Source organism: Pseudomonas sp. MYb60, from assembly GCF_002979555.1.
In the GTDB taxonomy this organism is placed as follows: Bacteria; Pseudomonadota; Gammaproteobacteria; order Pseudomonadales; family Pseudomonadaceae; genus Aquipseudomonas.
Map to the genome: position 1 here is coordinate 447,791 of NZ_PCOZ01000002.1, position 20,330 is coordinate 468,120.

Genomic DNA, 20,330 nt, shown 5'->3' on the forward strand with positions numbered 1-20,330 from the left:
CCTGGAGACCCGCGGGCCTCCAGGGCACGGCGGGTTATTCCACCGTCACCGACTTGGCCAGGTTGCGCGGCTGGTCGACGTCGGTGCCTTTGAGCACGGCCACGTAGTACGACAGCAGTTGCAGCGGGATGGTGTAGAGGATCGGCGACAGGATGTCGTGGATGTGCGGCATGTTGATGACGTGGGTGCCTTCACCGTTGGTCATGCCGGCTTTCTCGTCGGCGAACACCACCAGTTGGCCGCCACGGGCGCGGACTTCCTGCAGGTTGGACTTGAGCTTCTCCAGCAGTTCGTTGTTTGGCGCGACAGTGACCACCGGCATGTCGTCATCCACCAGCGCCAGCGGGCCGTGTTTCAGCTCGCCAGCCGGGTAGGCTTCGGCGTGGATGTACGAAATTTCCTTAAGCTTGAGCGAACCTTCCATCGCCACCGGGTACTGGGCGCCACGGCCGAGGAACAGGGTGTGGTTCTTGTCGGCGAACAGTTCGGCGACTTTTTCCACAATGCTGTCCATGGCCAGGGCTTCGCCGAGGCGGGTTGGCAGGCGACGCAGCTCTTCCACCAGGGTGGCTTCGACGCCGTCGGCGAGGGTGCCGCGCACTTGGCCAAGGGACAGGGTCAGCAACAACAGGCCCACCAACTGGGTGGTAAAGGCTTTGGTGGAGGCCACGCCGATTTCGCGACCGGCCTGGGTCAGCAGGGTCAGGTCGGATTCGCGGACCAGGGAGCTGATGCTCACGTTGCAAATCGCCAGGCTGGCGAGGAAACCCAGTTCCTTGGCATTGCGCAGGGCGGCCAGGGTGTCGGCGGTTTCGCCGGACTGGGAGATGGTCACGAACAGCGTATCAGGCTGCACCACCACCTTGCGGTAACGGAACTCGCTGGCGACTTCGACCTGGCACGGGATACCGGCCAGCTCTTCCAGCCAGTAACGGGCAACCATGCCGGCGTGGTAGCTGGTGCCGCACGCCACGATCTGTACGTTACGCACCTTGGCGAACAGCTCTGCGGCCTGTGGGCCGAAGGCGTTGACCAGTACCTGGTTCTGGCTGAGGCGACCCTCGAGGGTGCGCTGTACCACGGACGGCTGCTCGTGGATCTCCTTGAGCATGAAGTGGCGGTACTCGCCCTTGTCGGCGGCTTCGGCGCCATCGCGGTATTGCACGGCTTCGCGCTCGACCGACTGACCATTGACGTCCCAGATTTGCACGCTTTCACGGCGAATGTCGGCGATATCGCCCTCTTCAAGGTACATGAAGCGGTCGGTCACCTGACGCAGGGCGAGTTGGTCGGACGCGAGGAAGTTCTCGCCCAGGCCCAGGCCGATCACCAGTGGGCTGCCACTGCGGGCAGCAACCACGCGGTCGGGTTGGCTGGCGCTGACCACGGCCAGGCCGTAGGCGCCGTGCAATTCCTTGACCGTCGCCTTGAGGGCGGTGGTCAGGTCGCTGTGGTCCTTGAGCTTGTGGTTGAGCAGGTGAGCGATCACTTCGGTGTCGGTGTCCGAGGTGAACACGTAGCCCAGGCCCTTGAGTTGTTCGCGCAGCACTTCGTGGTTTTCGATGATGCCGTTGTGCACCACCGCCAGGTCGCCGGAAAAGTGCGGGTGAGCGTTACGCTCGCACGGTGCACCGTGGGTGGCCCAGCGGGTGTGGGCGATGCCGAGGCGGCCAACCAGTGGCTCGCCGGCCAGTGCTTGCTCCAACTCACTGACCTTGCCCGGGCGACGCATGCGCTCCAGTTTGCCGCCGTTGGTGAAAACGGCCACACCGGCGCTGTCATAGCCACGGTATTCAAGGCGCTTGAGGCCTTCGATCAGGATGGGAGTAATGTTACGTTCAGCGACTGCGCCAACAATGCCACACATGGTGCTTCTCCTAGATGATTGCCGCGCATATCAGCGTAATGCCACGGGCTTGGATCTGGTCGCGGGCCTCAAGCGGCAGGCGATCATCGGTAATCAGGGTATGGACACTGCTCCAGGGCAGTTCCAGGTTGGGAATCTTGCGGCCGATCTTGTCGGATTCGACCATCACCACCACTTCGCGGGCGACATCAGCCATCACGCGGCTGAGGCCGAGCAATTCGTTGAAGGTGGTGGTACCGCGCTGCAAATCGATGCCGTCGGCGCCGATGAACAGTTGATCAAAGTCATAGGAACGTAGCACCTGTTCGGCGACTTGGCCTTGGAACGAATCCGAATGCGGGTCCCAGGTGCCACCGGTCATCAGCAGCACAGGCTCGTGTTCCAGTTCGCTCAAGGCGCGGGCGACATGCAGGGAGTTGGTCATCACCACCAAGCCGGGCTGATGGCCCAGTTCGGGAATCATCGCGGCGGTGGTACTGCCGCTGTCGATGATGATGCGCGCATGTTCACGCAGGCGCAGCACGGCCGCACGGGCGATGGCGCGCTTGTAGACCGACACCGGCTGGGTGGCGTCGCCCACGAGCTCATGGGGCATGGTGATGGCACCGCCGTAGCGACGCAGCAACAGGCCGTTGCTCTCCAAGGCAGCCAAATCCTTGCGAATGGTGACTTCCGAAGTTTCGAAACGCTTGGCCAACTCGTCCACGCTCACTTCGCCCTGTTCAGTGAGCAACGTGAGGATGTTGTGACGGCGTTGGGGGGTATTTCGTTTCGACATGGTGATGATAAGTTTCGTTTCGAAAGATAACGAAGGCAATCAAAACCTATTGGCGAAAGATCGTCAAGCGGGCGGAGCAAATTTTTATACGACGCAGATCGAATGTGGGAGGGGGCGAGCCCCCTCCCACATTGAATACTTGTCGCTGAGGAGACTGTGGATAACTCAGGTCTTTTTGATTTTGACCGGGCGTTTCCAACCGTCGATGTTGCGCTGTCGGGCACGGGCAACGCCGAGCTGCAAGTTATCCACATCCTGGTTGATGGTGGAGCCTGCGGCAGTAGTGGCACCGTCGCCCACGCTCACCGGGGCAACCAGCGAGTTGTTGGAACCGATGAACACGTCTTCGCCCAATACCGTGACGTGCTTGTTCGCGCCGTCGTAGTTGCAGGTGATGGTGCCCGCTCCAATGTTGGTACGCGCACCGATTACCGCGTCGCCCAGATAAGTCAGGTGACCGGCCTTGGCGCCTTCACCCAGATGGGCGTTTTTCAGTTCGACGAAGTTACCCACATGGGCCTTGGCCTCCAGCACGCTGCCAGGGCGCAGGCGAGCGAATGGGCCGGCGTCGCTGCCCTCGCCCATCACTGCGCCTTCCAGATGGCTATTGGCCTTGACCACAACGCCGTTGCGCAGGGTGCTGTCCTTGATCACACAGTTAGGGCCGATGACCACGTTGTCTTCGATGATCACGCGACCTTCCAAGATCACGTTGATGTCGATGAGCACGTCGCGGCCCACGGTGACTTCACCGCGGACATCGAAGCGTGCCGGGTCACGCAAGGTCACGCCCTGCGCCATCAGGCGGCGGCCTTCGCGCAGTTGGTAGTGGCGCTCCAATTCGGCGAGTTGCTTGCGGTCGTTGGCGCCCTGCACTTCCATCGGGTCGTGGGGCTGCTCGGTGGCGACCAGCAGGCCATCGCTCACGGCCATCTCGATGACGTCGGTGAGGTAATACTCGCCCTGGGCATTGTTGTTGGACAGACGGCTCATCCAATCGGCGAGCTTGCTGGCAGGCACCGCCAGAATGCCGGTGTTGCCTTCGGTGATAGCGCGCTGGGCTTCGCTGGCGTCCTTGTGCTCGACGATGGCCGCCACCTTGCCATCGGCGTTGCGCACAATGCGGCCATAACCGGTGGGATCGTCCAGCTCAACGGTGAGCAGGCCCATCTGACCGGGCACGACATGCTTGAGCAGGCGCTGCAGGGTTTCGACTTCGATCAGCGGCACATCGCCGTAGAGAATCAGCACGGTATCGGACGTGATGAACGGCACGGCCTGCGCAGTGGCGTGGCCCGTGCCCAGTTGCTTGTCTTGCAATACGAAATTCAGGTCGTCGGCCGCCAGGCGCTCACGTACCGCATCGGCACCGTGGCCGATGACCACGTGGATGCGCTGAGGCTGCAATTGCCGAGCGCTGTGGATAACGTGGCCCAGCATGGAATTGCCCGCAACCGGGTGCAGCACCTTGGGCAGGGCCGATCGCATACGGGTGCCCTGGCCTGCGGCAAGAATTACGATTTCTAGAGACATGAGTGGCTACCAATCCTGGGCGGTCCGGCTTAGACCTGAGAAGTGTTTTGCAAAAAAAGAAAAAGGGTAGCCGAGGCTACCCTTTTTAATCAATCGCGCATCAAGCATGACGGCATGGCCGCTTACTTTTTGCGGATCTGCTGGAGCGTGCGCAGCTGGGCTGCAGCCTCGGCCAGACGTACAGCAGCAGCGCTGTAGTCAAAGTCCGCACCCTTTTCATTCAGGGCCTTCTCGGCAGCCTTGACGGCTTCCTGAGCGGAGGCTTCATCCAGGTCACCAGCACGTTGCACAGTGTCGGCAAGTACCTTGACCATGTTCGGCTGAACCTCGAGGAAACCGCCGGAGATGTAAAACACCTCACGTTCCCCGCCTTGCTTGGTCAGAGTGATCGGACCTGGCTTCAAGCTCGTGATCAACGGCGCGTGACCCATGGCAATACCAAGGTCACCGAGTTCGCCGTGTGCAATCACCATCTCTACCAGACCGGAGAAGATTTCCCCTTCCGCGCTGACGATATCGCAATGGACTGTCATAGCCATCTGATTGCCTCAACCTGATGAGCGCCCGTTTCCGGGCGCCTGGATTACAGTTTCTTGGCTTTCTCGATCGCTTCTTCGATGCCGCCGACCATGTAGAACGCTTGTTCTGGCAGGTGGTCGTAGTCACCGTTGAGGATGCCTTTGAAGCCAGCAATGGTGTCTTTCAGGGAAACGTATTTACCCGAGGCACCGGTGAAGACTTCAGCCACGAAGAACGGCTGCGACAAGAAGCGCTGGATCTTACGAGCACGGTTTACCAACTGCTTGTCGGCTTCCGACAGCTCGTCCATACCCAGGATCGCAATGATGTCCTTCAGCTCTTTGTAACGCTGCAGCACGTACTGAACGCCGCGAGCGGTGTCGTAGTGCTCCTGGCCGATCACGTTCGGGTCCAGCTGGCGCGAAGTCGAGTCGAGTGGATCGACCGCTGGGTAGATACCCAGGGAAGCGATGTCACGGGACAGTACGACGGTGGCGTCCAAGTGGGCGAAGGTGGTCGCTGGCGACGGGTCGGTCAAGTCATCCGCAGGTACGTATACCGCTTGGATCGAAGTGATCGAACCTTCCTTGGTCGAAGTGATACGTTCTTGCAGAACGCCCATCTCTTCAGCCAGGGTCGGCTGGTAACCTACTGCGGAAGGCATACGGCCCAGCAGTGCGGATACTTCAGTACCGGCCAGGGTGTAACGGTAGATGTTGTCGACGAACAGCAGAACGTCGTTACCTTCGTCACGGAACTTCTCGGCCATGGTCAGGCCAGTCAGTGCTACGCGCAGACGGTTACCCGGCGGCTCGTTCATCTGACCGTAAACCAGTGCCACTTTGTCCAGAACGTTGGAGTCCTTCATCTCGTGGTAGAAGTCGTTACCCTCACGAGTACGCTCGCCCACACCGGCGAACACGGAATAACCGCTGTGCTCGATGGCGATGTTACGGATCAGTTCCATCATGTTTACGGTCTTGCCTACACCGGCACCACCGAACAGACCCACTTTACCGCCTTTGGCGAACGGGCAGACAAGGTCGATAACCTTGATACCGGTTTCCAGCAGGTCGTTGCCGCCAGCTTGTTCGGCGAACGAAGGTGCTGGGCGGTGAATGCCCCAACGCTCTTCGGTGTCGATCGGGCCAGCTTCGTCGATTGGGTTGCCCAGTACGTCCATGATCCGGCCCAGGGTCGCTTTACCGACCGGTACGGAGATGGCTGCGCCAGAGTCGACTACGTCCAGACCGCGCTTCAAGCCTTCGGTGGAACCCATCGCAATGGTACGAACTACGCCGTCGCCCAGCTGCTGCTGAACTTCCAGAGTAGTGTCCGCGCCTTGTACTTTCAGCGCGTTGTAGATGCTCGGTACGCTGTCGCGTGGAAATTCCACGTCGATAACGGCGCCGATGATTTGAACGATACGTCCGCTACTCATAGCTGGATCCTCTGAATATTTGAACCGTTAAACCGCGGCAGCGCCGCCGACGATTTCCGAGATCTCTTGGGTGATCGCAGCCTGACGCGCCTTGTTGTAGATCAGCTGCAAATCGCTGATCAGATCACCGGCGTTATCGGTAGCGTTTTTCATCGCGATCATCCGCGCCGCTTGTTCAGCTGCGTTGTTCTCGACCACCGCCTGGTACACCTGCGACTCCACGTAGCGCACCATCAAGCCGTCAAGCAGCTCTTTGGCGTCTGGTTCGTAGAGGTAGTCCCAGTGGTGCTTGAGTTCCTGATCCGGGGTCGCCACCAGTGGAATCAATTGCTCCACGGTTGGCTGCTGGGTCATGGTGTTGATGAACTTGTTGGATACCACGGAGAGGCGGTCAATCCGGCCTTCCAGGTACGCATCCAGCATCACCTTCACGCTGCCGATCAAGTCATTGATCGACGGCTCTTCACCCAGGTGGCTGATAGCTGCTACGACGTTGCCGCCGAAGTTGCGGAAAAAGGCCGCACCCTTGCTACCAACAACACACAGATCGATCTCGACGCCGTTTTCGCGGTTTACCGCCATGTCCTTGACCAGGGCCTTGAACAGGTTGGTATTCAAACCACCGCACAAACCACGGTCACTGCTCACAACCACATAACCCACACGCTTAACTTCGCGGTCGATCATGAATGGGTGGCGGTATTCCGGGTTGGCGTTGGCCAGATGCCCAATTACCTGGCGGATACGCTCCGCATAAGGACGGCTAGCAGCCATGCGCATTTGTGCCTTGCGCATTTTGCTGACCGCCACTTTTTCCATGGCGCTGGTAATTTTTTGCGTGCTTTTGATGCTCGCAATCTTACTGCGAATCTCTTTTGCGCCTGCCATGTAACACCTATCAGGTTAGCAAGCGGGAGCCTTGCGGCTCCCGCTGCGGCTTACCAGGTTTGGGTGGCCTTGAACTTCTCGATACCGGCTTTGAGGCCAGCGTCGATTTCGTCATTGAAGTCACCCTTCACGTTGATCTTGGCCAACAAGTCGGCGTGATCGCGGTTGAAGTAAGCAATCAGCGCTTGTTCAAAGCTGCCGACCTTGGCGATTTCGACGTCAGTCAGGAACCCACGCTCAGCGGCATACAGCGACAACGCCATGTCAGCGATCGACATTGGGGCGTATTGCTTCTGCTTCATCAGCTCGGTAACGCGCTGACCATGCTCAAGTTGCTTACGGGTCGCTTCGTCCAGGTCAGAGGCGAACTGGGCGAATGCCGCCAGTTCACGGTACTGAGCCAGAGCGGTACGGATACCACCGGAGAGCTTCTTGATGATCTTGGTCTGAGCGGCACCACCCACACGGGATACCGAAACACCGGCGTTCACTGCAGGGCGGATGCCCGAGTTGAACATGGCCGATTCCAGGAAGATCTGACCGTCGGTGATGGAAATCACGTTGGTCGGAACGAACGCGGAAACGTCGCCAGCCTGGGTTTCGATGATCGGCAGTGCGGTCAGGGAACCGGTTTTGCCGGTCACTGCGCCGTTGGTGAACTTCTCTACGTATTCTTCCGAAACGCGGGATGCGCGCTCCAGCAGACGGGAGTGGAGATAGAACACGTCGCCTGGGTAGGCTTCACGGCCTGGTGGACGGCGCAGCAGCAGGGAAATCTGGCGGTAAGCCACTGCTTGCTTGGACAGATCGTCATAAACGATCAGCGCGTCTTCACCGCGGTCGCGGAAGAATTCACCCATGGTGCAACCGGAGTACGGTGCCAGGAATTGCAGCGCAGGAGATTCCGAAGCACTGGCAGCCACGATGATCGTGTTGGCCAGGGCGCCGTTCTCTTCCAGCTTGCGAACCACGTTGGCGATGGTCGATTGTTTCTGACCGATTGCTACGTAGACGCAGAAAATGCCGCTGTCTTTCTGGTTGATGATCGCGTCGATGGCCAGAGCGGTTTTACCGATCTGACGGTCGCCGATGATCAGCTCACGCTGGCCACGGCCGACAGGGATCATGGCATCGACAGCCTTGTAGCCAGTCTGTACAGGCTGGTCTACCGACTTACGCCAGATCACGCCTGGAGCAACTTTCTCGACCGCGTCGGTCTCGGTGTTGCCCAGTGGACCTTTGCCGTCAACAGGGTTACCCAGTGCGTCGACAACGCGACCCAGCAGTTCCTTACCAACCGGAACTTCGAGGATGCGGCCTGTGCACTTGGCGCTCATGCCTTCAGCCAGACTGGTGTAAGCGCCCAATACAACGGCACCTACGGAGTCTTGCTCCAGGTTGAGGGCCATACCGTAGACGCCGCCCGGAAACTCGATCATCTCGCCGTACATTACGTCGGCCAGACCGTGAATCCGCACGATGCCGTCAGATACGCTGACGACAGTGCCTTCGTTACGGGCTTGGGAGGTCACATCGAGCTTGTCGATGCGGCCCTTGATAATTTCACTTATTTCGGAAGGATTGAGTTGCTGCATTGCTCTGCTGCCCCTTCAAACTCAAGATTTCAATGCTTCGGCAAGATTCGCGAGTTTGCCGCGAATCGAGCCATCGATAACCAGGTCGCCGGCGCGAATGACAACACCCCCAATGAGGGATGGGTCTTCCGCAACTTGCAGGCGCACTTCCCGGTCGAGTCGTGCACTGAGAACCTTGGCGAGTTTGTCTTGCTGTTCTTGGTTCAATGCGAAAGCACTGGTCACTTCAACGTCTACCGATTTCTCTTGCTCGGCCTTGTACAGGTCGAACTGAGCGGCGATCTCCGGCAAAAGCAGGAGACGGTCGTTTTCGGCAACGACATTGATGAAGTTCTGTGCCTTCACATCAAACTTGTCGCCGCACACGTCAATAAACGTGGCGGCCTTTTGTGCGCTCGTCAGTCGCGGGGCCTTGAGCACGCGCTGCATGGTGTCGTCTTGCGACACTGCTGCAGCCAGGCCGAGCATGGCTGACCAAGAGGCCAGCTGCTGGTGGGCCTGGGCGTGCTCGAAGGCTGCCTTAGCGTAAGGTCGGGCCAACGTGGTCAATTCTGCCATGATCGCCCTCGCTTAAATTTCAGCAGCCAGTTTGTTAACCAGCTCCGCGTGCGCGTTTTGATCGATTGTGGCACCCAGGATCTTCTCAGCACCGCCGACGGCCAGAGCACCCAGTTGGGTACGCAGCGCATCTTTGACACTATTCAGTTCCTGCTCGATCTCGGCCTGAGCCTGAACCTTCACACGGTCAGCGTCGATACGGGCTTTTTCAACAGCCTCTTCAACGATCTGGTTACCGCGTTTCTTGGCTTGCTCAATGATTTCGGCTGCCTGAGCTTTCGCTTCGCGCAGTTGTTGACCCGCTTTATCTTGGGCCAACTCCAGGTCGCGAGCTGCTCGTGCTGCAGCGTCCAGTCCATCCGCGATCTTCTTCTGACGTTCGTGCAGAGCTGCGATGACCGGAGGCCATACGAACTTCATGCAGAAAACGACAAAAATCAAGAACGCTAAGGACTGACCAATAATGGTTGCATTAATGTTCACGCCAATACCTCGCTCATTCGTTGCACAACACACCAATCACTCGAAAAACGAGTGATTAACCGGCGAGTTGACCAACGAAGGGGTTCGCGAAGGTGAAGAACAGAGCGATACCAACACCGATCATGGTCACGGCGTCGAGCAGGCCGGCGACGATGAACATTTTAACTTGCAGCATTGGGACCATTTCTGGCTGACGCGCTGCGCCTTCCAGGAACTTGCCGCCCAGCAGGCCGAAACCAATGGCAGTACCCAGGGCGCCCAGGCCGATCAACAGTGCAACAGCGATAGCGGTTAGACCAACTACAGTTTCCATCTTTCCTCCCGACTTTTACGTCGTATGGTTTAGGTTTTTTAGATTTTAAAGCGGTAAAACAAATCGTTTCATAGCCCGGTAGGGCCTACCTTCCCGTGTTACCGGGAAGGACATCAGACTAGTCGAGACTGGTCTTAATGGTTCTCTTCGTGCGCCATCGACAGGTAGACGATGGTCAGCATCATGAAGATGAAGGCCTGCAGGGTGATGATCAGGATGTGGAACACAGCCCACGCCCACTGCAGAACAATGCCCAGGCCGCTAAGCCAGAGCAGGCCGCTGCCGAACATCACAGCGATCAGAATGAACACCAGCTCGCCGGCATACATGTTGCCGAACAGTCGCAGAGCCAGGGAAATCGGCTTGGCGATCAGGGTCACGAATTCCAGCAGGAAGTTCACCGGGATCAGCAGGGCCTGAACGAAAATGTTCTTGCTGCCGAACGGGTGCAGGGTCAGTTCGCCGATGAAGCCGCCGATGCCCTTGATCTTGATGCTGTAGAAAATGATCAACGCGAACACCGACAGGGCCATGCCCAGGGTAGCGTTCGGGTCAGTGGTCGATACGGCACGGAATGGAATGTGCGGATCGCCAGAGATCAGGATGGCCAGTTGAGGAATCCAGTCGACCGGGATCAGGTCGACTGCGTTCATCAGGAACACCCAGACGAAGATGGTCAGTGCCAGCGGTGCAATCACCGGGCTACGGCCATGGAAGCTGTCTTTCACGCTGCCATCGACGAATTCGACCAATACTTCAACGAAGTTCTGCAAAGCACCTGGTTGACCCGAAGTCGCCTTCTTCGCCGCCATGCGGAAAATGAAGACGAAGATCAGACCCAATGCGACCGACCAACCCAGAGTATCCAGGTGGAAAGCCCAGAAGCCCATTTCTTTGGCCTCTGCTGCGGAGTGGGCAAAGCCCCAGCCGCCATTAGGAAGCTGACCGAAGGTCAGGTTCTGCAAGTGGTGCTGGATATAGCCCGAAGCGGTTGTTTCTGCCATGGTTGCCTCAAACGCCCTAAGGTTTCGAAAGTCTTGTTTTCATTAGCAGGGGAGCGAACCAGCTGACCAGTTGGGTCAACACGAAGACGCCGAATACAGCCAGCGGCGCCAATGGCTTCACACCTGCAAAGGTCAGTGCAAACAGCACTGCCGTCAAAATCAGTTTCCCTGCCTCGCCAGCATAAAAAGACCGGACGATAGCCTGGGCTGCTCGGGCGCCGGAAAACCGAAAGGCCCTGTGAGCAAAATACATATTGGGCAGCAAGGCTATCAGGCCTCCGCAGAGTCCTGAATACCCGGCTACGACTCCATGCCAATACCAAAGCGCCAAAGCGGCGATCAGCAAGATGACAAATTGAGCCAATAAAACCGGGAAAACGGCCAAGCGATGGAACGGCAACGTGTTTGGCGTGCGGGTTTCCATCACTCTTGCTCCTCAATGGTCGGCTGCCGGAAATCAATAACTTGGCATAATTTGTGCCGACAAAATGCGCGCAGAGTATAGGGGCGGTTCTGCCCCTATTCAACTGCCGGGTAGTGATTTCCGATCACACGCTACATGAGTAAATGTTTCAGCGGATGTGGGCAAGGACGCCCTGAAGCTCATCGAGAGAGTTATATCCGATGACCAATTGGCCTTTGCCCTTCTTGCCATGGCGAATCTGCACCGCAGAGCCTAGGCGCTCGGCCAGGCGCTGCTCGAGGCGCGCGATATCCGGATCAGGTTTGACGGTTTCAACCGGTGCAGGTTTGCCGCTGAGCCACTGGCGAACCAGGGCCTCGGTCTGACGAACGGTGAGCCCTCGTGCGACAACGTGTCGCGCCCCTTCAACCTGTTGATTTTCCGGCAAACCGAGCAGCGCACGGGCGTGACCCATTTCCAGGTCGCCGTGGGACAACATGGTCTTGATGACTTCCGGCAGCGAGATCAGGCGCAGCAAGTTAGACACCGTCACGCGGGACTTGCCTACAGCGTCAGCCACTTGTTGCTGAGTCAGTTGGAACTCCTGCTGCAAGCGCTGCAACGCAATCGCTTCTTCGACCGGGTTGAGGTCTTCACGCTGGATGTTCTCGATCAACGCCATGGCAATGGCGGTTTCATCCGGCACATCGCGCACCATCGCCGGGATGGTTTCCTTGCCAGCCTGCTGGCTGGCACGCCAGCGGCGCTCACCGGCAATGATCTCAAAGCGTCCACCGCCAATCGGGCGTACCACGATCGGCTGCATCACGCCTTGGGCCTTGATCGAGTTGGCCAGTTCTTCCAGCGCCTGCGGGTCCATGTCCCGGCGAGGCTGGTATTTGCCGCGCTGGATCAGGTCCAGGGGCAGGTGCTGCAGCTCACGCTCGTCGGCCTGCACCGCTTGTTCTTCAAGCGATGTGACGGTCGGACCACTCAACAGTGCATCCAGTCCACGTCCGAGACCTCGTTTCTTGACGGCCATGGGGATTCCTTAAGTTGGCTGGGCTGCAGCGGTGCGAGAGTTGCGGCGTTGGCGACGAACCATCTCGCCGGCCAGGGCCAGGTAGGCAATGGCACCACGGGAGGACTTGTCGTACGCCAGCGCGGGCATGCCGTAGCTGGGCGCTTCGGCCAGACGGATGTTGCGCGGGATCACAGTGTCATACAGCTGATCGCCGAAGTGTTCCTTGAGCTGCGCCGACACATCGTTCATCAGGCTCAGGCGCGGATCGAACATGGTCCGCAGCAAACCTTCGATCTGCAGGTTCGGGTTGAGCAGCTCGGCGATGCGCTTGATGTTATCCACAAGGTCGCTCAAGCCTTCCAGCGCGTAGTACTCGCACTGCATGGGGATAATCACCCCATCGGCGGCGACCAGCGCGTTCAGCGTGAGCATCGACAGCGACGGCGGGCAGTCGATCAAAATGTAATCGTAATTCTCGCGGATCGGCGCCAGCGCGCTGCGCAGACGGCTTTCCTTCATCTGCATTTCCAGCAGCACCACTTCCGCCGCGGTCAAATCACGGTTGGCCGGCAGCAGTTGATAACCACCGTGTTCGGAGTAATGCATGGCCTGGGCCAGGTCGCACTCGCCAATCAGCAAGTCGTAGACCGAGTTTTCCAGGCCGTGTTTATCCACACCGCTACCCATGGTGGCGTTGCCCTGTGGATCGAGATCGATCAACAGCACCCGACGCTTGGTCGCGACCAGGGATGCTGCGAGGTTGATGCAGGTGGTGGTTTTACCCACGCCACCTTTCTGGTTCGCTATCGCGAATACCTTAGCCATTCTTGCTTGTGTTCCCAATCATGCCGTGCGGCGCAGTATCAGCAGATGGCGTTGGCCTTGGCAACCGGGTACGGCCAAGGCGTGTTCGCTATCGAGGTGGAAGTCTGCCGGCAATGCTAACAGCTCGTCGCTTGGATGGACGCCCTTCATTGCCAGCCAGCGGGTATCACGGTCGCCGAGGTGGCGAGTCCAGTTGCTGAAGTTCTCCATGCTGCTGAACGCCCGCGAAACAATTCCGTTGAAGGGCTGTTCAGGCGTGAAGGCTTCGACGCGACTGTGGATAACGTTCAGATTATCCAACTTGAGCTCGAGTTTGACCTGGGTCAGGAAGCGGGTTTTCTTGCCGTTGCTGTCCAGGCAGGTCACTTGCGACTTCGGGAACAGGATAGCCAACGGAATGCCAGGCATGCCGCCGCCACTGCCCACATCCAGCCAGCGACCGTTCTCGATGAATGGCATCACGCTCAAACTGTCGAGCAGATGGCGCGAGACCATTTCGTTGGGATCACGTACTGCGGTCAGGTTGTAGGCCTTGTTCCACTTGATCAACAGGGCCAGGTAGCCGAGCAGCAATTCGTGCTGGGCCGGGGTCAGGTCGACACCCAACTGGCGTGCGCCTGTGGATAACTCTTCGGCATGTTGCGAGGTGACCAACGAACTCAAGCGCTTTGCTCCAACTGACGGCCCGCGCCGCGTTTTTTCAAATGAATCATCAACAGCGAAATGGCTGCCGGGGTGACGCCGGGAATACGTGAAGCCTGGCCCAATGTCTCGGGACGCGTTATCCCCAGCTTGCTTTGGATTTCTTTCGACAAGCCGGAAATCCCGGTGTAGTCGATATCCACAGGCAGCTTGGTGTCTTCACTGGCGCGCAGGCGAGCGATCTCGTCCTGCTGGCGGTCAATGTAGCCGGCGTATTTGGTCTTGATTTCGACCTGCTCGGCGACCTGTGGATCTTCTGCACCGCCGCCCGTCACTTCAACCAGGCCAGCGTAGTCGATTTCCGGACGCGACAGCAGGTTCAGCAAATTGTATTCGTGGGTCAGCGGCGTGCCGAATTTCTCGGCAATCGCGTCGCCCTGCTCGGTGCCCGGGCGAACCCAGGTGCTTTTCAGGCGTTGTTCTTCGAGCGCAATGCTTTCGCGCTTTTTGCAGAAGGCTTCCCAACGCACATCATCGACCAGGCCGAGTTCGCGACCTTTTTCGGTCAAGCGTAGGTCGGCATTGTCTTCGCGCAGGATCAGGCGATATTCCGCCCGCGATGTGAACATCCGGTACGGTTCCTGGGTACCCAGCGTAATCAGGTCATCGACCAACACACCGATATACGCCTCGTCGCGACGCGGGCACCAGCTGTCTTTGCCTTGTGCACGCAACGCGGCATTGGTCCCGGCCAGCAAACCTTGGGCGCCGGCTTCTTCGTAACCGGTGGTGCCATTGATTTGCCCGGCGAAGAACAAACCGCCGATGACCTTGGTTTCCAGGCTGTACTTGAGGTCACGCGGGTCGAAGTAGTCGTACTCGATGGCGTAGCCAGGACGCACGATGTGCGCGTTTTCCATCCCGCGGATCGATTGCACGATCTGGATTTGCACGTCGAACGGCAAGGACGTGGAAATCCCGTTCGGGTACAGCTCGTGGGTGGTCAAGCCCTCCGGCTCGATGAAGACCTGGTGGCTTTCCTTGTCGGCAAAGCGGTGGATCTTGTCTTCAATCGACGGGCAATAACGCGGGCCAATGCCTTCGATCACGCCGGAATACATCGGCGAACGGTCGAGGTTCGCCGCGATGATTTCGTGGGTGCGGGCGTTGGTGTGGGTAATCCAGCAGCTGACCTGTTTCGGATGCTGTTCCTTGGAACCCATGAACGACATCACCGGGATCGGCGTATCACCGGCTTGTTCGGTCATCACCGAGAAATCCACGGAACGACCGTCGATACGCGGTGGGGTACCGGTTTTCAGGCGACCGACACGCAGCGGCAATTCACGCAAGCGCTTGGCCAGGGCAATCGACGGCGGATCACCGGCGCGACCACCCGAATAGTTCTGCATACCGATGTGGATAAGTCCGCCGAGGAAAGTACCGGTGGTCAACACCACGGACTCTGCGAAGAACCGCAGGCCCATCTGGGTAACTACACCGCGTACCTGGTCTTGTTCGACGATCAGGTCATCGGCTGCCTGCTGAAATATCCACAGGTTCGGCTGGTTTTCCAGGGTTTCGCGAACGGCCGCCTTGTACAGGATGCGATCAGCCTGGGCCCGCGTAGCACGCACGGCCGGGCCTTTGCGGCTGTTGAGCACGCGAAATTGAATACCACCCTTATCGGTCGCCATGGCCATCACGCCGCCAAGGGCGTCGATTTCTTTGACCAGGTGGCTTTTGCCGATCCCGCCAATCGCGGGGTTGCAACTCATCGCACCGAGGGTTTCCACGTTGTGCGTGAGCAACAGGGTTTTAACGCCCATGCGTGCTGACGCCAGTGCTGCCTCGGTACCGGCATGACCGCCGCCGATGACGATCACTTCAAAACGGGAAGGGAAATCCACCACGCACCTCGTGCCTGCTTATGTAGGTAATCAGGAATTGTCTGTTGAAAGAGTTTTGGAGCTATGGCGGCAAGTATAGGGACTTAGCCCTTCCTAAAGAACCCTTTGGACAAAATTTAACCAGCTGTGGATGAATCACAGACAATAGAAATTAAAAGAGAGAAATTTATTAAATCTTTGTTTTTATGTTTATTTATACTGATCAACCTTTCTGTGGACAGATCGCTACAGGCCTTTATATACGTCGTGTACAGAGATTCAAAAGTCTGTGTTCATGTGCCAATGAGACCATTGGATAAGTGCTTTAAGCCTGTGGATTAAACAGGCTGTTATCCACAGGCGGGGTTTTGCTCAGGTTTCAGGCCCTGTTATCAACTGGGCACAGGGGCGGTTATTCACAGGGCTTAATCCACACAAACGCGTTAAATTGCCCACGTCGACGCCACTGAACTCTTTCGACTCAGTGCTTGGTTCTATCGAGGCAGGCCTATTGTGAGAAATCTACAGCGCAGTTAATAATAGCGATTATCATTAACCAGTCTGTCATGCCCTATGTCCCCTCCTTCTCACACGGCCACGGTTCAGCACATCTATGAGCAGCATCATTCGTGGCTGCATGGATGGCTCAAGGGCAAATTGCATAACGCCTGCGATGCCGCCGATGTGGCGCACGATACGTTCGTGCGCATCCTCAGTGGTCGCCATGCGGCGCAGATCCTGGAGCCCCGGGATTACCTGGCGACCATTGCACGTGGACTGGTGATTGATCGGTATCGCCGGCATGCCATCGAGCAGGCTTATGCACAGACCCTGGCTGAACGCCCGCAAGCCACCGCGATCAGTGAAGAAGACCGGGCAATCATCATCGAAACGCTGGTGGCAGTGGATAAAGCGCTGGCCGGACTCGGGGAACGTGCCCGCACCATTTTCATCCTGTCGCACATTGATGGCCTGACTTATCAACAGATCGCCGATCAGCTGCAGGTGTCGCTGACCACGGTTAAAAAACACATGATCCGTGCCTTGACCGAATGCGCCCTGATCATGGCCAGCCTGTAATGGCCGTGCCTGACCGCAAGGCCTTCGAGACTGCCGCCAGTTGGTACGTGCAATTCCAGTCCCAGCCGCCCACCCCCGAAGAGCGCCAAGCCTGGCAGCACTGGCTCAACGGGGATCCGTCCCATCAGACTGCCTGGAACCAGATGGAGCAATTGCAACGCAACCTCGGCTCAATGCCTCAGGGCCTGACACGTCGCGCGTTGTCGAGCACGCAACAACGACGCCAGGTGCTCAAGTGGATGCTGGTTCTCGGCGGTAGTGGATACCTGGGCTGGAACGTCAAGGAGCACACGGCCCTGGGCACTCTCTGGGCGGATTACCGCACAGCGGTGGGAGAGCGGCGGCGTATCGAGCTGGCCGATGGCACGCGCATCGACCTCAACACCCACACGGCAATCGATGTGCAGTTCGACGGACGCCAGCGTCTGATTCGGCTGCACCAAGGGGAGGTACTTATCCACACCGGCACGCTCGGCGCGCAGACGCCGTTTTACGTTGAAACCCATCAGGGTCGAGTCCAGGCATTGGGTACACGGTTTTCCGTGCGCCAATTGCCGGATGCCACTCGGGTCGGGGTGCTGGAAGATCGTGTCAACGTGTCGCCGGCAGACAGCCCGAACCACGCCCGGCAGCTCACGGCGGGCGAAAGCGTTGATTTTGACCGGATGCATGTGGGACTCAAGCAAGCCTACAACGGCAATTGCATCGCCTGGACCCATGGCCAACTGATCGTGCTGGATGCGCGGCTTGGGGATGTGATCGAGGAGCTGGCCCGCTATCGACCGGGTGTCCTGCAATGCGACCTGGCTTCGGCGCGACTGCGTGTCTCCGGGACTTTCCGCTTGGATTCCACCGACGCGGTATTGGCCAACCTGCAAGCGACGCTGCCGATTCAGGTGAAGTATTTCACCCGCTATTGGGTGTCGGTGAAACAAATCGGCTGATTGCGAAAAATAATCCACAAAGGGTTATCTTTTTTAAACCTGTAACGGCCCTACAGGTAATCACGACGCTACCTTCAGGGCTAACCCACCTATGCACCTCCCCGCCAAGCTTCGCCTGCGACTCTCTTGCCACGGTTTCAGCTACGGTTTGCTGCTCACGGCCGCCGCCAGCAGCATGCTGCTCTCGACGGGTGTGATGGCCGCCAGCGCAGTCCAGCGCTACAGCATTGCACCCGGTGCGCTGGACGGTGCCTTGAGCCAATTTGCTGCCGGGGCCAATGTGATTCTGTCTTTTTCACCCCAGCAAACGGCGGGATTGAACACGCCGGGTCTGGACGGTGACTATTCGGTAGACCAGGGTTTTGCTCTGTTGCTTCAGGACTCTGGCTTGCAAGCGGTGGCCCAGGCACCGGGGAGCTACGTGTTGCAACCTGCGCCCAGCGGCCAACTCACACTCGGGCCGACCACCGTCAGCACTTATCAACAGGCCGGCTTCAACCAGGACATCGCTGGGGATGTGGGCTACAAAGCGCAGAACAGCCGAATCGGCACCAAGACCAGTACCCCTTTGTCAGAAACCCCACGTTCGGTATCGGTGGTCACCGGCCAACGCATCAAGGACCAGAAGTCTCAGAGCCTGACGGAAGTGCTTGGCTACGTGCCGGGGATCTTCGCCCCCCCCTTCGCCGCCGGTGACGGCTTGGCCGGGGACCTGTTCTTCATTCGCGGCTTCAACGCCACGGACTACGGCTACGGCCTCTTGCGAGACGGCCTGCGCGTTCAAGGCAACCGGTATGACACCACCAGCGAGCCCTATGGTTTGGAACGCGTGGAAATTTTCCGTGGGCCCTCATCCCTGCTTTATGGCGAAAATGCCCCGGGGGGGCTGGTGAACCTAGTCAGCAAACACCCCACCGCAACCCCGCAGGGTGAGGTGCAGCTGGGCTACGGCTCCAATAACCGCCGCCAACTGGGTATGGATATCTCCGGACCACTCAACGACAGCGGCAATGTCCTTGGCCGGGTCGTGATGCTCGGACGCACGTCAGACACCCAGACCGACCATGTGCCGGATGACCGCCTCTATATCGCACCGTCCCTGACCCTGAACTTCGACGACTACAACACCCTGACCCTGCTCGCCAATTACCAGAAAGACCACACCAACCTGGAACTCGGCCTACCGGCGGCCGGCACGTTGCTCACAAACCCCAACGGCCAGTTGTCCAAACACACCATGCTCGGCGACCCGGACTGGAACACCTTTGAGCGTGAAGCCTGGAACACCGGTTATGAATTCAGCCACAGCTTCAATGACGATTGGCAGTTCCGCCAGAATTCGCGCTACATGCAGTCACGTATCACCCGGCATGAAACCTGGCCCGGCGACTTGAATAACCAGGGCTTTGGCACCCGACTGAACATGAGTGCCTACGACCGCTACAACAAGTCGATGGTCTATTCCCTGGATAACCAACTGGAAGGCAAGTTCCAGCTGGGCAGCCTGGAAAACACCGTATTGTTCGGCGCGAGCTACGATCGCACCTCGTTCAATCAGGATTGGGATGGAGGGCTGATCGGTGCCATCAATGTGTATAACCCCGTGTATCTACGCGATCCGGTCACACCGATCGCCGTGCAAAACACCTTGCTCGAGCAGCAGATGAAAGGTGTTTATGCACAGATCCAGAGCAAGTATGACCGCTGGTTATTCCTGCTGGGCGGTCGTCAGGATTGGGTCGACAGTGATTTTCGCGACAAGGTGAAAAGCGCCTCGAACTCCAGCAACACTGAGCAGAAATTCACCTACCAGGGTGGCGTGATGTATCAGTTCGACAACGGCCTGACGCCGTATGTCAGCTACTCCACGGCGTTCGTCCCGGTGCAGCAGATCGCGGTGACGGGCTCACCGCTCAAGCCCATCACCAGCCGCCAATATGAAGTGGGCCTGAAGTACGAGCCCATCGGTTGGGACACGGCGATGACCCTGTCGGTGTATGACTTGCTCAAGAAGGACGATACCTACCTCGACAGCACCACCAATACCTATCGCCAAGTGGGTGAAAGCCGCGCCAAAGGCGCAGAGCTCGAGATCAACAGCAACCTCACGCCGAACCTGAACCTGACGGCCGCCTACACCTATACCGATGCACGGATCACCAAGGACACGGCCGGTTCATTGGTCGAGGGGCGCCAGATGACAGGGGTACCGCGCAACCAGGCATCGCTGTGGGGCAAATACCGGTTCCTGGATGGCCAACTCAAAGGGCTGTCCCTGGCGGGTGGGGTGCGTTACTTCGACAGCGCCTATTCCTACACCAGGCCGACGCTCTACGGGAAACTCGACCCTGGCAGCGTCACCCTGGTGGATGCCGCCATTGGTTACCAGATCGATACGCACTGGTCGGTGGATCTGAACGCCAAGAACCTGTTCGACAAGGAATATGTATCTGGTTGCAACGATGCCGGTCGCTGCTACTGGGGCGACAGCCGCACTTTGCTCGGTACGGTGTCTTACAACTGGTAGCGTGCTGTGGATAACTC

The 20,330-nt window shown here is 58.4% G+C and carries 19 protein-coding genes; 3 read left to right on the forward strand and 16 right to left on the reverse strand.

Features of this window, described 5'->3' with window-relative positions:
- Window positions 1-34: 34 nt before the first annotated feature.
- The 16 genes from glmS to mnmG all read right to left on the reverse strand — a co-directional run bounded on the left by glmS (window position 35) and on the right by mnmG (window position 15,783).
- Window positions 35-1,867: a glutamine--fructose-6-phosphate transaminase (isomerizing) gene (glmS, locus tag CQ041_RS04885; protein WP_105521350.1), complete on the reverse strand. Its 1,833-nt coding sequence runs from the start codon at window positions 1,865-1,867 to the stop codon at window positions 35-37.
- 10 nt (window positions 1,868-1,877) lie between these two features.
- Entirely contained in the window at window positions 1,878-2,645 is a 768-nt protein-coding gene (locus CQ041_RS04890; protein WP_105521351.1) for a DeoR/GlpR family DNA-binding transcription regulator, read from the reverse strand.
- 165 nt (window positions 2,646-2,810) lie between these two features.
- Window positions 2,811-4,178, reverse strand: coding sequence for a bifunctional UDP-N-acetylglucosamine diphosphorylase/glucosamine-1-phosphate N-acetyltransferase GlmU (glmU, locus tag CQ041_RS04895; RefSeq protein ID WP_105521352.1), 1,368 nt, complete (start codon window positions 4,176-4,178; stop codon window positions 2,811-2,813).
- Between the two features lie 122 nt (window positions 4,179-4,300).
- The gene (locus CQ041_RS04900) at window positions 4,301-4,717 is read right to left on the reverse strand and encodes a F0F1 ATP synthase subunit epsilon (protein ID WP_032885166.1); all 417 of its coding nucleotides are present in this window, start codon (window positions 4,715-4,717) and stop codon (window positions 4,301-4,303) included.
- A 44-nt stretch (window positions 4,718-4,761) separates the two neighbouring features.
- Window positions 4,762-6,138 (reverse strand): F0F1 ATP synthase subunit beta, encoded by a 1,377-nt coding sequence (gene atpD / locus CQ041_RS04905; protein WP_010207684.1) that lies wholly within the window; start codon window positions 6,136-6,138, stop codon window positions 4,762-4,764.
- Between the two features lie 27 nt (window positions 6,139-6,165).
- Window positions 6,166-7,026 carry a F0F1 ATP synthase subunit gamma gene (gene atpG, locus CQ041_RS04910; protein ID WP_010565870.1) on the reverse strand — a complete coding sequence of 287 codons (861 nt, stop codon included), beginning with the start codon at window positions 7,024-7,026 and terminating at the stop codon, window positions 6,166-6,168.
- A 50-nt stretch (window positions 7,027-7,076) separates the two neighbouring features.
- Window positions 7,077-8,621, reverse strand: coding sequence for a F0F1 ATP synthase subunit alpha (gene atpA / locus CQ041_RS04915; protein ID WP_105521353.1), 1,545 nt, complete (start codon window positions 8,619-8,621; stop codon window positions 7,077-7,079).
- A 21-nt stretch (window positions 8,622-8,642) separates the two neighbouring features.
- Entirely contained in the window at window positions 8,643-9,179 is a 537-nt protein-coding gene (locus CQ041_RS04920) for a F0F1 ATP synthase subunit delta (protein WP_105521354.1), read from the reverse strand.
- A 12-nt stretch (window positions 9,180-9,191) separates the two neighbouring features.
- Window positions 9,192-9,662 (reverse strand): F0F1 ATP synthase subunit B, encoded by a 471-nt coding sequence (locus tag CQ041_RS04925; RefSeq protein WP_105521355.1) that lies wholly within the window; start codon window positions 9,660-9,662, stop codon window positions 9,192-9,194.
- A gap of 55 nt (window positions 9,663-9,717) precedes the next feature.
- The gene (gene atpE, locus CQ041_RS04930; protein ID WP_002555987.1) at window positions 9,718-9,975 is read right to left on the reverse strand and encodes a F0F1 ATP synthase subunit C; all 258 of its coding nucleotides are present in this window, start codon (window positions 9,973-9,975) and stop codon (window positions 9,718-9,720) included.
- Between the two features lie 134 nt (window positions 9,976-10,109).
- Window positions 10,110-10,979: a F0F1 ATP synthase subunit A gene (gene atpB / locus CQ041_RS04935; RefSeq protein WP_105521356.1), complete on the reverse strand. Its 870-nt coding sequence runs from the start codon at window positions 10,977-10,979 to the stop codon at window positions 10,110-10,112.
- Window positions 10,980-10,995: 16 nt separating this feature from the next.
- Complete coding sequence (locus CQ041_RS04940) at window positions 10,996-11,403, reverse strand: F0F1 ATP synthase subunit I (protein WP_010565865.1); 408 nt, start codon at window positions 11,401-11,403, stop codon at window positions 10,996-10,998.
- A gap of 148 nt (window positions 11,404-11,551) precedes the next feature.
- A complete protein-coding gene (locus CQ041_RS04945; RefSeq protein ID WP_105521357.1) occupies window positions 11,552-12,424 on the reverse strand; it encodes a ParB/RepB/Spo0J family partition protein in 873 nt (290 codons plus the stop codon).
- A 9-nt stretch (window positions 12,425-12,433) separates the two neighbouring features.
- Complete coding sequence (locus CQ041_RS04950) at window positions 12,434-13,231, reverse strand: ParA family protein (protein ID WP_016978715.1); 798 nt, start codon at window positions 13,229-13,231, stop codon at window positions 12,434-12,436.
- Window positions 13,232-13,249: 18 nt separating this feature from the next.
- Window positions 13,250-13,894, reverse strand: a complete 645-nt coding sequence (gene rsmG, locus CQ041_RS04955; RefSeq protein WP_105521358.1) for a 16S rRNA (guanine(527)-N(7))-methyltransferase RsmG — start codon at window positions 13,892-13,894, stop codon at window positions 13,250-13,252.
- On the reverse strand, window positions 13,891-15,783 hold the full coding sequence (gene mnmG / locus CQ041_RS04960; protein ID WP_105521474.1) for a tRNA uridine-5-carboxymethylaminomethyl(34) synthesis enzyme MnmG: 1,893 nt from the start codon (window positions 15,781-15,783) through the stop codon (window positions 13,891-13,893). The genes rsmG and mnmG overlap by 4 nt, the downstream gene beginning before the upstream one ends.
- Before the next feature lie 552 nt (window positions 15,784-16,335).
- Between mnmG and CQ041_RS04965 the strand changes: the two genes are divergently transcribed.
- The 3 genes from CQ041_RS04965 (at window position 16,336) to CQ041_RS04975 (ending at window position 20,313) form a co-directional block, all read left to right on the forward strand.
- Window positions 16,336-16,842: a sigma-70 family RNA polymerase sigma factor gene (locus CQ041_RS04965; protein ID WP_105521359.1), complete on the forward strand. Its 507-nt coding sequence runs from the start codon at window positions 16,336-16,338 to the stop codon at window positions 16,840-16,842.
- Window positions 16,842-17,786, forward strand: coding sequence for a FecR domain-containing protein (locus CQ041_RS04970; protein ID WP_105521360.1), 945 nt, complete (start codon window positions 16,842-16,844; stop codon window positions 17,784-17,786). The genes CQ041_RS04965 and CQ041_RS04970 overlap by 1 nt, the downstream gene beginning before the upstream one ends.
- 91 nt (window positions 17,787-17,877) lie before the next feature.
- Window positions 17,878-20,313, forward strand: a complete 2,436-nt coding sequence (locus tag CQ041_RS04975) for a TonB-dependent siderophore receptor (protein ID WP_105521361.1) — start codon at window positions 17,878-17,880, stop codon at window positions 20,311-20,313.
- Window positions 20,314-20,330 lie beyond the last annotated feature (17 nt).

Bases quoted from the DNA above. Each gene is read 5' to 3' on its own strand.
- glmS (WP_105521350.1), bottom strand. From the start codon at position 1,867: ATGTGTGGCATTGTTGGCGCAGTCGCTGAACGTAACATTACTCCCATC.
- CQ041_RS04890 (WP_105521351.1), bottom strand. From the start codon at position 2,645: ATGTCGAAACGAAATACCCCCCAACGCCGTCACAACATCCTCACGTTG.
- glmU (WP_105521352.1), bottom strand. From the start codon at position 4,178: ATGTCTCTAGAAATCGTAATTCTTGCCGCAGGCCAGGGCACCCGTATG.
- CQ041_RS04900 (WP_032885166.1), bottom strand. From the start codon at position 4,717: ATGGCTATGACAGTCCATTGCGATATCGTCAGCGCGGAAGGGGAAATC.
- atpD (WP_010207684.1), bottom strand. From the start codon at position 6,138: ATGAGTAGCGGACGTATCGTTCAAATCATCGGCGCCGTTATCGACGTG.
- atpG (WP_010565870.1), bottom strand. From the start codon at position 7,026: ATGGCAGGCGCAAAAGAGATTCGCAGTAAGATTGCGAGCATCAAAAGC.
- atpA (WP_105521353.1), bottom strand. From the start codon at position 8,621: ATGCAGCAACTCAATCCTTCCGAAATAAGTGAAATTATCAAGGGCCGC.
- CQ041_RS04920 (WP_105521354.1), bottom strand. From the start codon at position 9,179: ATGGCAGAATTGACCACGTTGGCCCGACCTTACGCTAAGGCAGCCTTC.
- atpE (WP_002555987.1), bottom strand. From the start codon at position 9,975: ATGGAAACTGTAGTTGGTCTAACCGCTATCGCTGTTGCACTGTTGATC.
- atpB (WP_105521356.1), bottom strand. From the start codon at position 10,979: ATGGCAGAAACAACCGCTTCGGGCTATATCCAGCACCACTTGCAGAAC.
- CQ041_RS04940 (WP_010565865.1), bottom strand. From the start codon at position 11,403: ATGGAAACCCGCACGCCAAACACGTTGCCGTTCCATCGCTTGGCCGTT.
- CQ041_RS04945 (WP_105521357.1), bottom strand. From the start codon at position 12,424: ATGGCCGTCAAGAAACGAGGTCTCGGACGTGGACTGGATGCACTGTTG.
- CQ041_RS04950 (WP_016978715.1), bottom strand. From the start codon at position 13,231: ATGGCTAAGGTATTCGCGATAGCGAACCAGAAAGGTGGCGTGGGTAAA.
- CQ041_RS04965 (WP_105521359.1), top strand. From the start codon at position 16,336: ATGTCCCCTCCTTCTCACACGGCCACGGTTCAGCACATCTATGAGCAG.
- CQ041_RS04970 (WP_105521360.1), top strand. From the start codon at position 16,842: ATGGCCGTGCCTGACCGCAAGGCCTTCGAGACTGCCGCCAGTTGGTAC.
- CQ041_RS04975 (WP_105521361.1), top strand. From the start codon at position 17,878: ATGCACCTCCCCGCCAAGCTTCGCCTGCGACTCTCTTGCCACGGTTTC.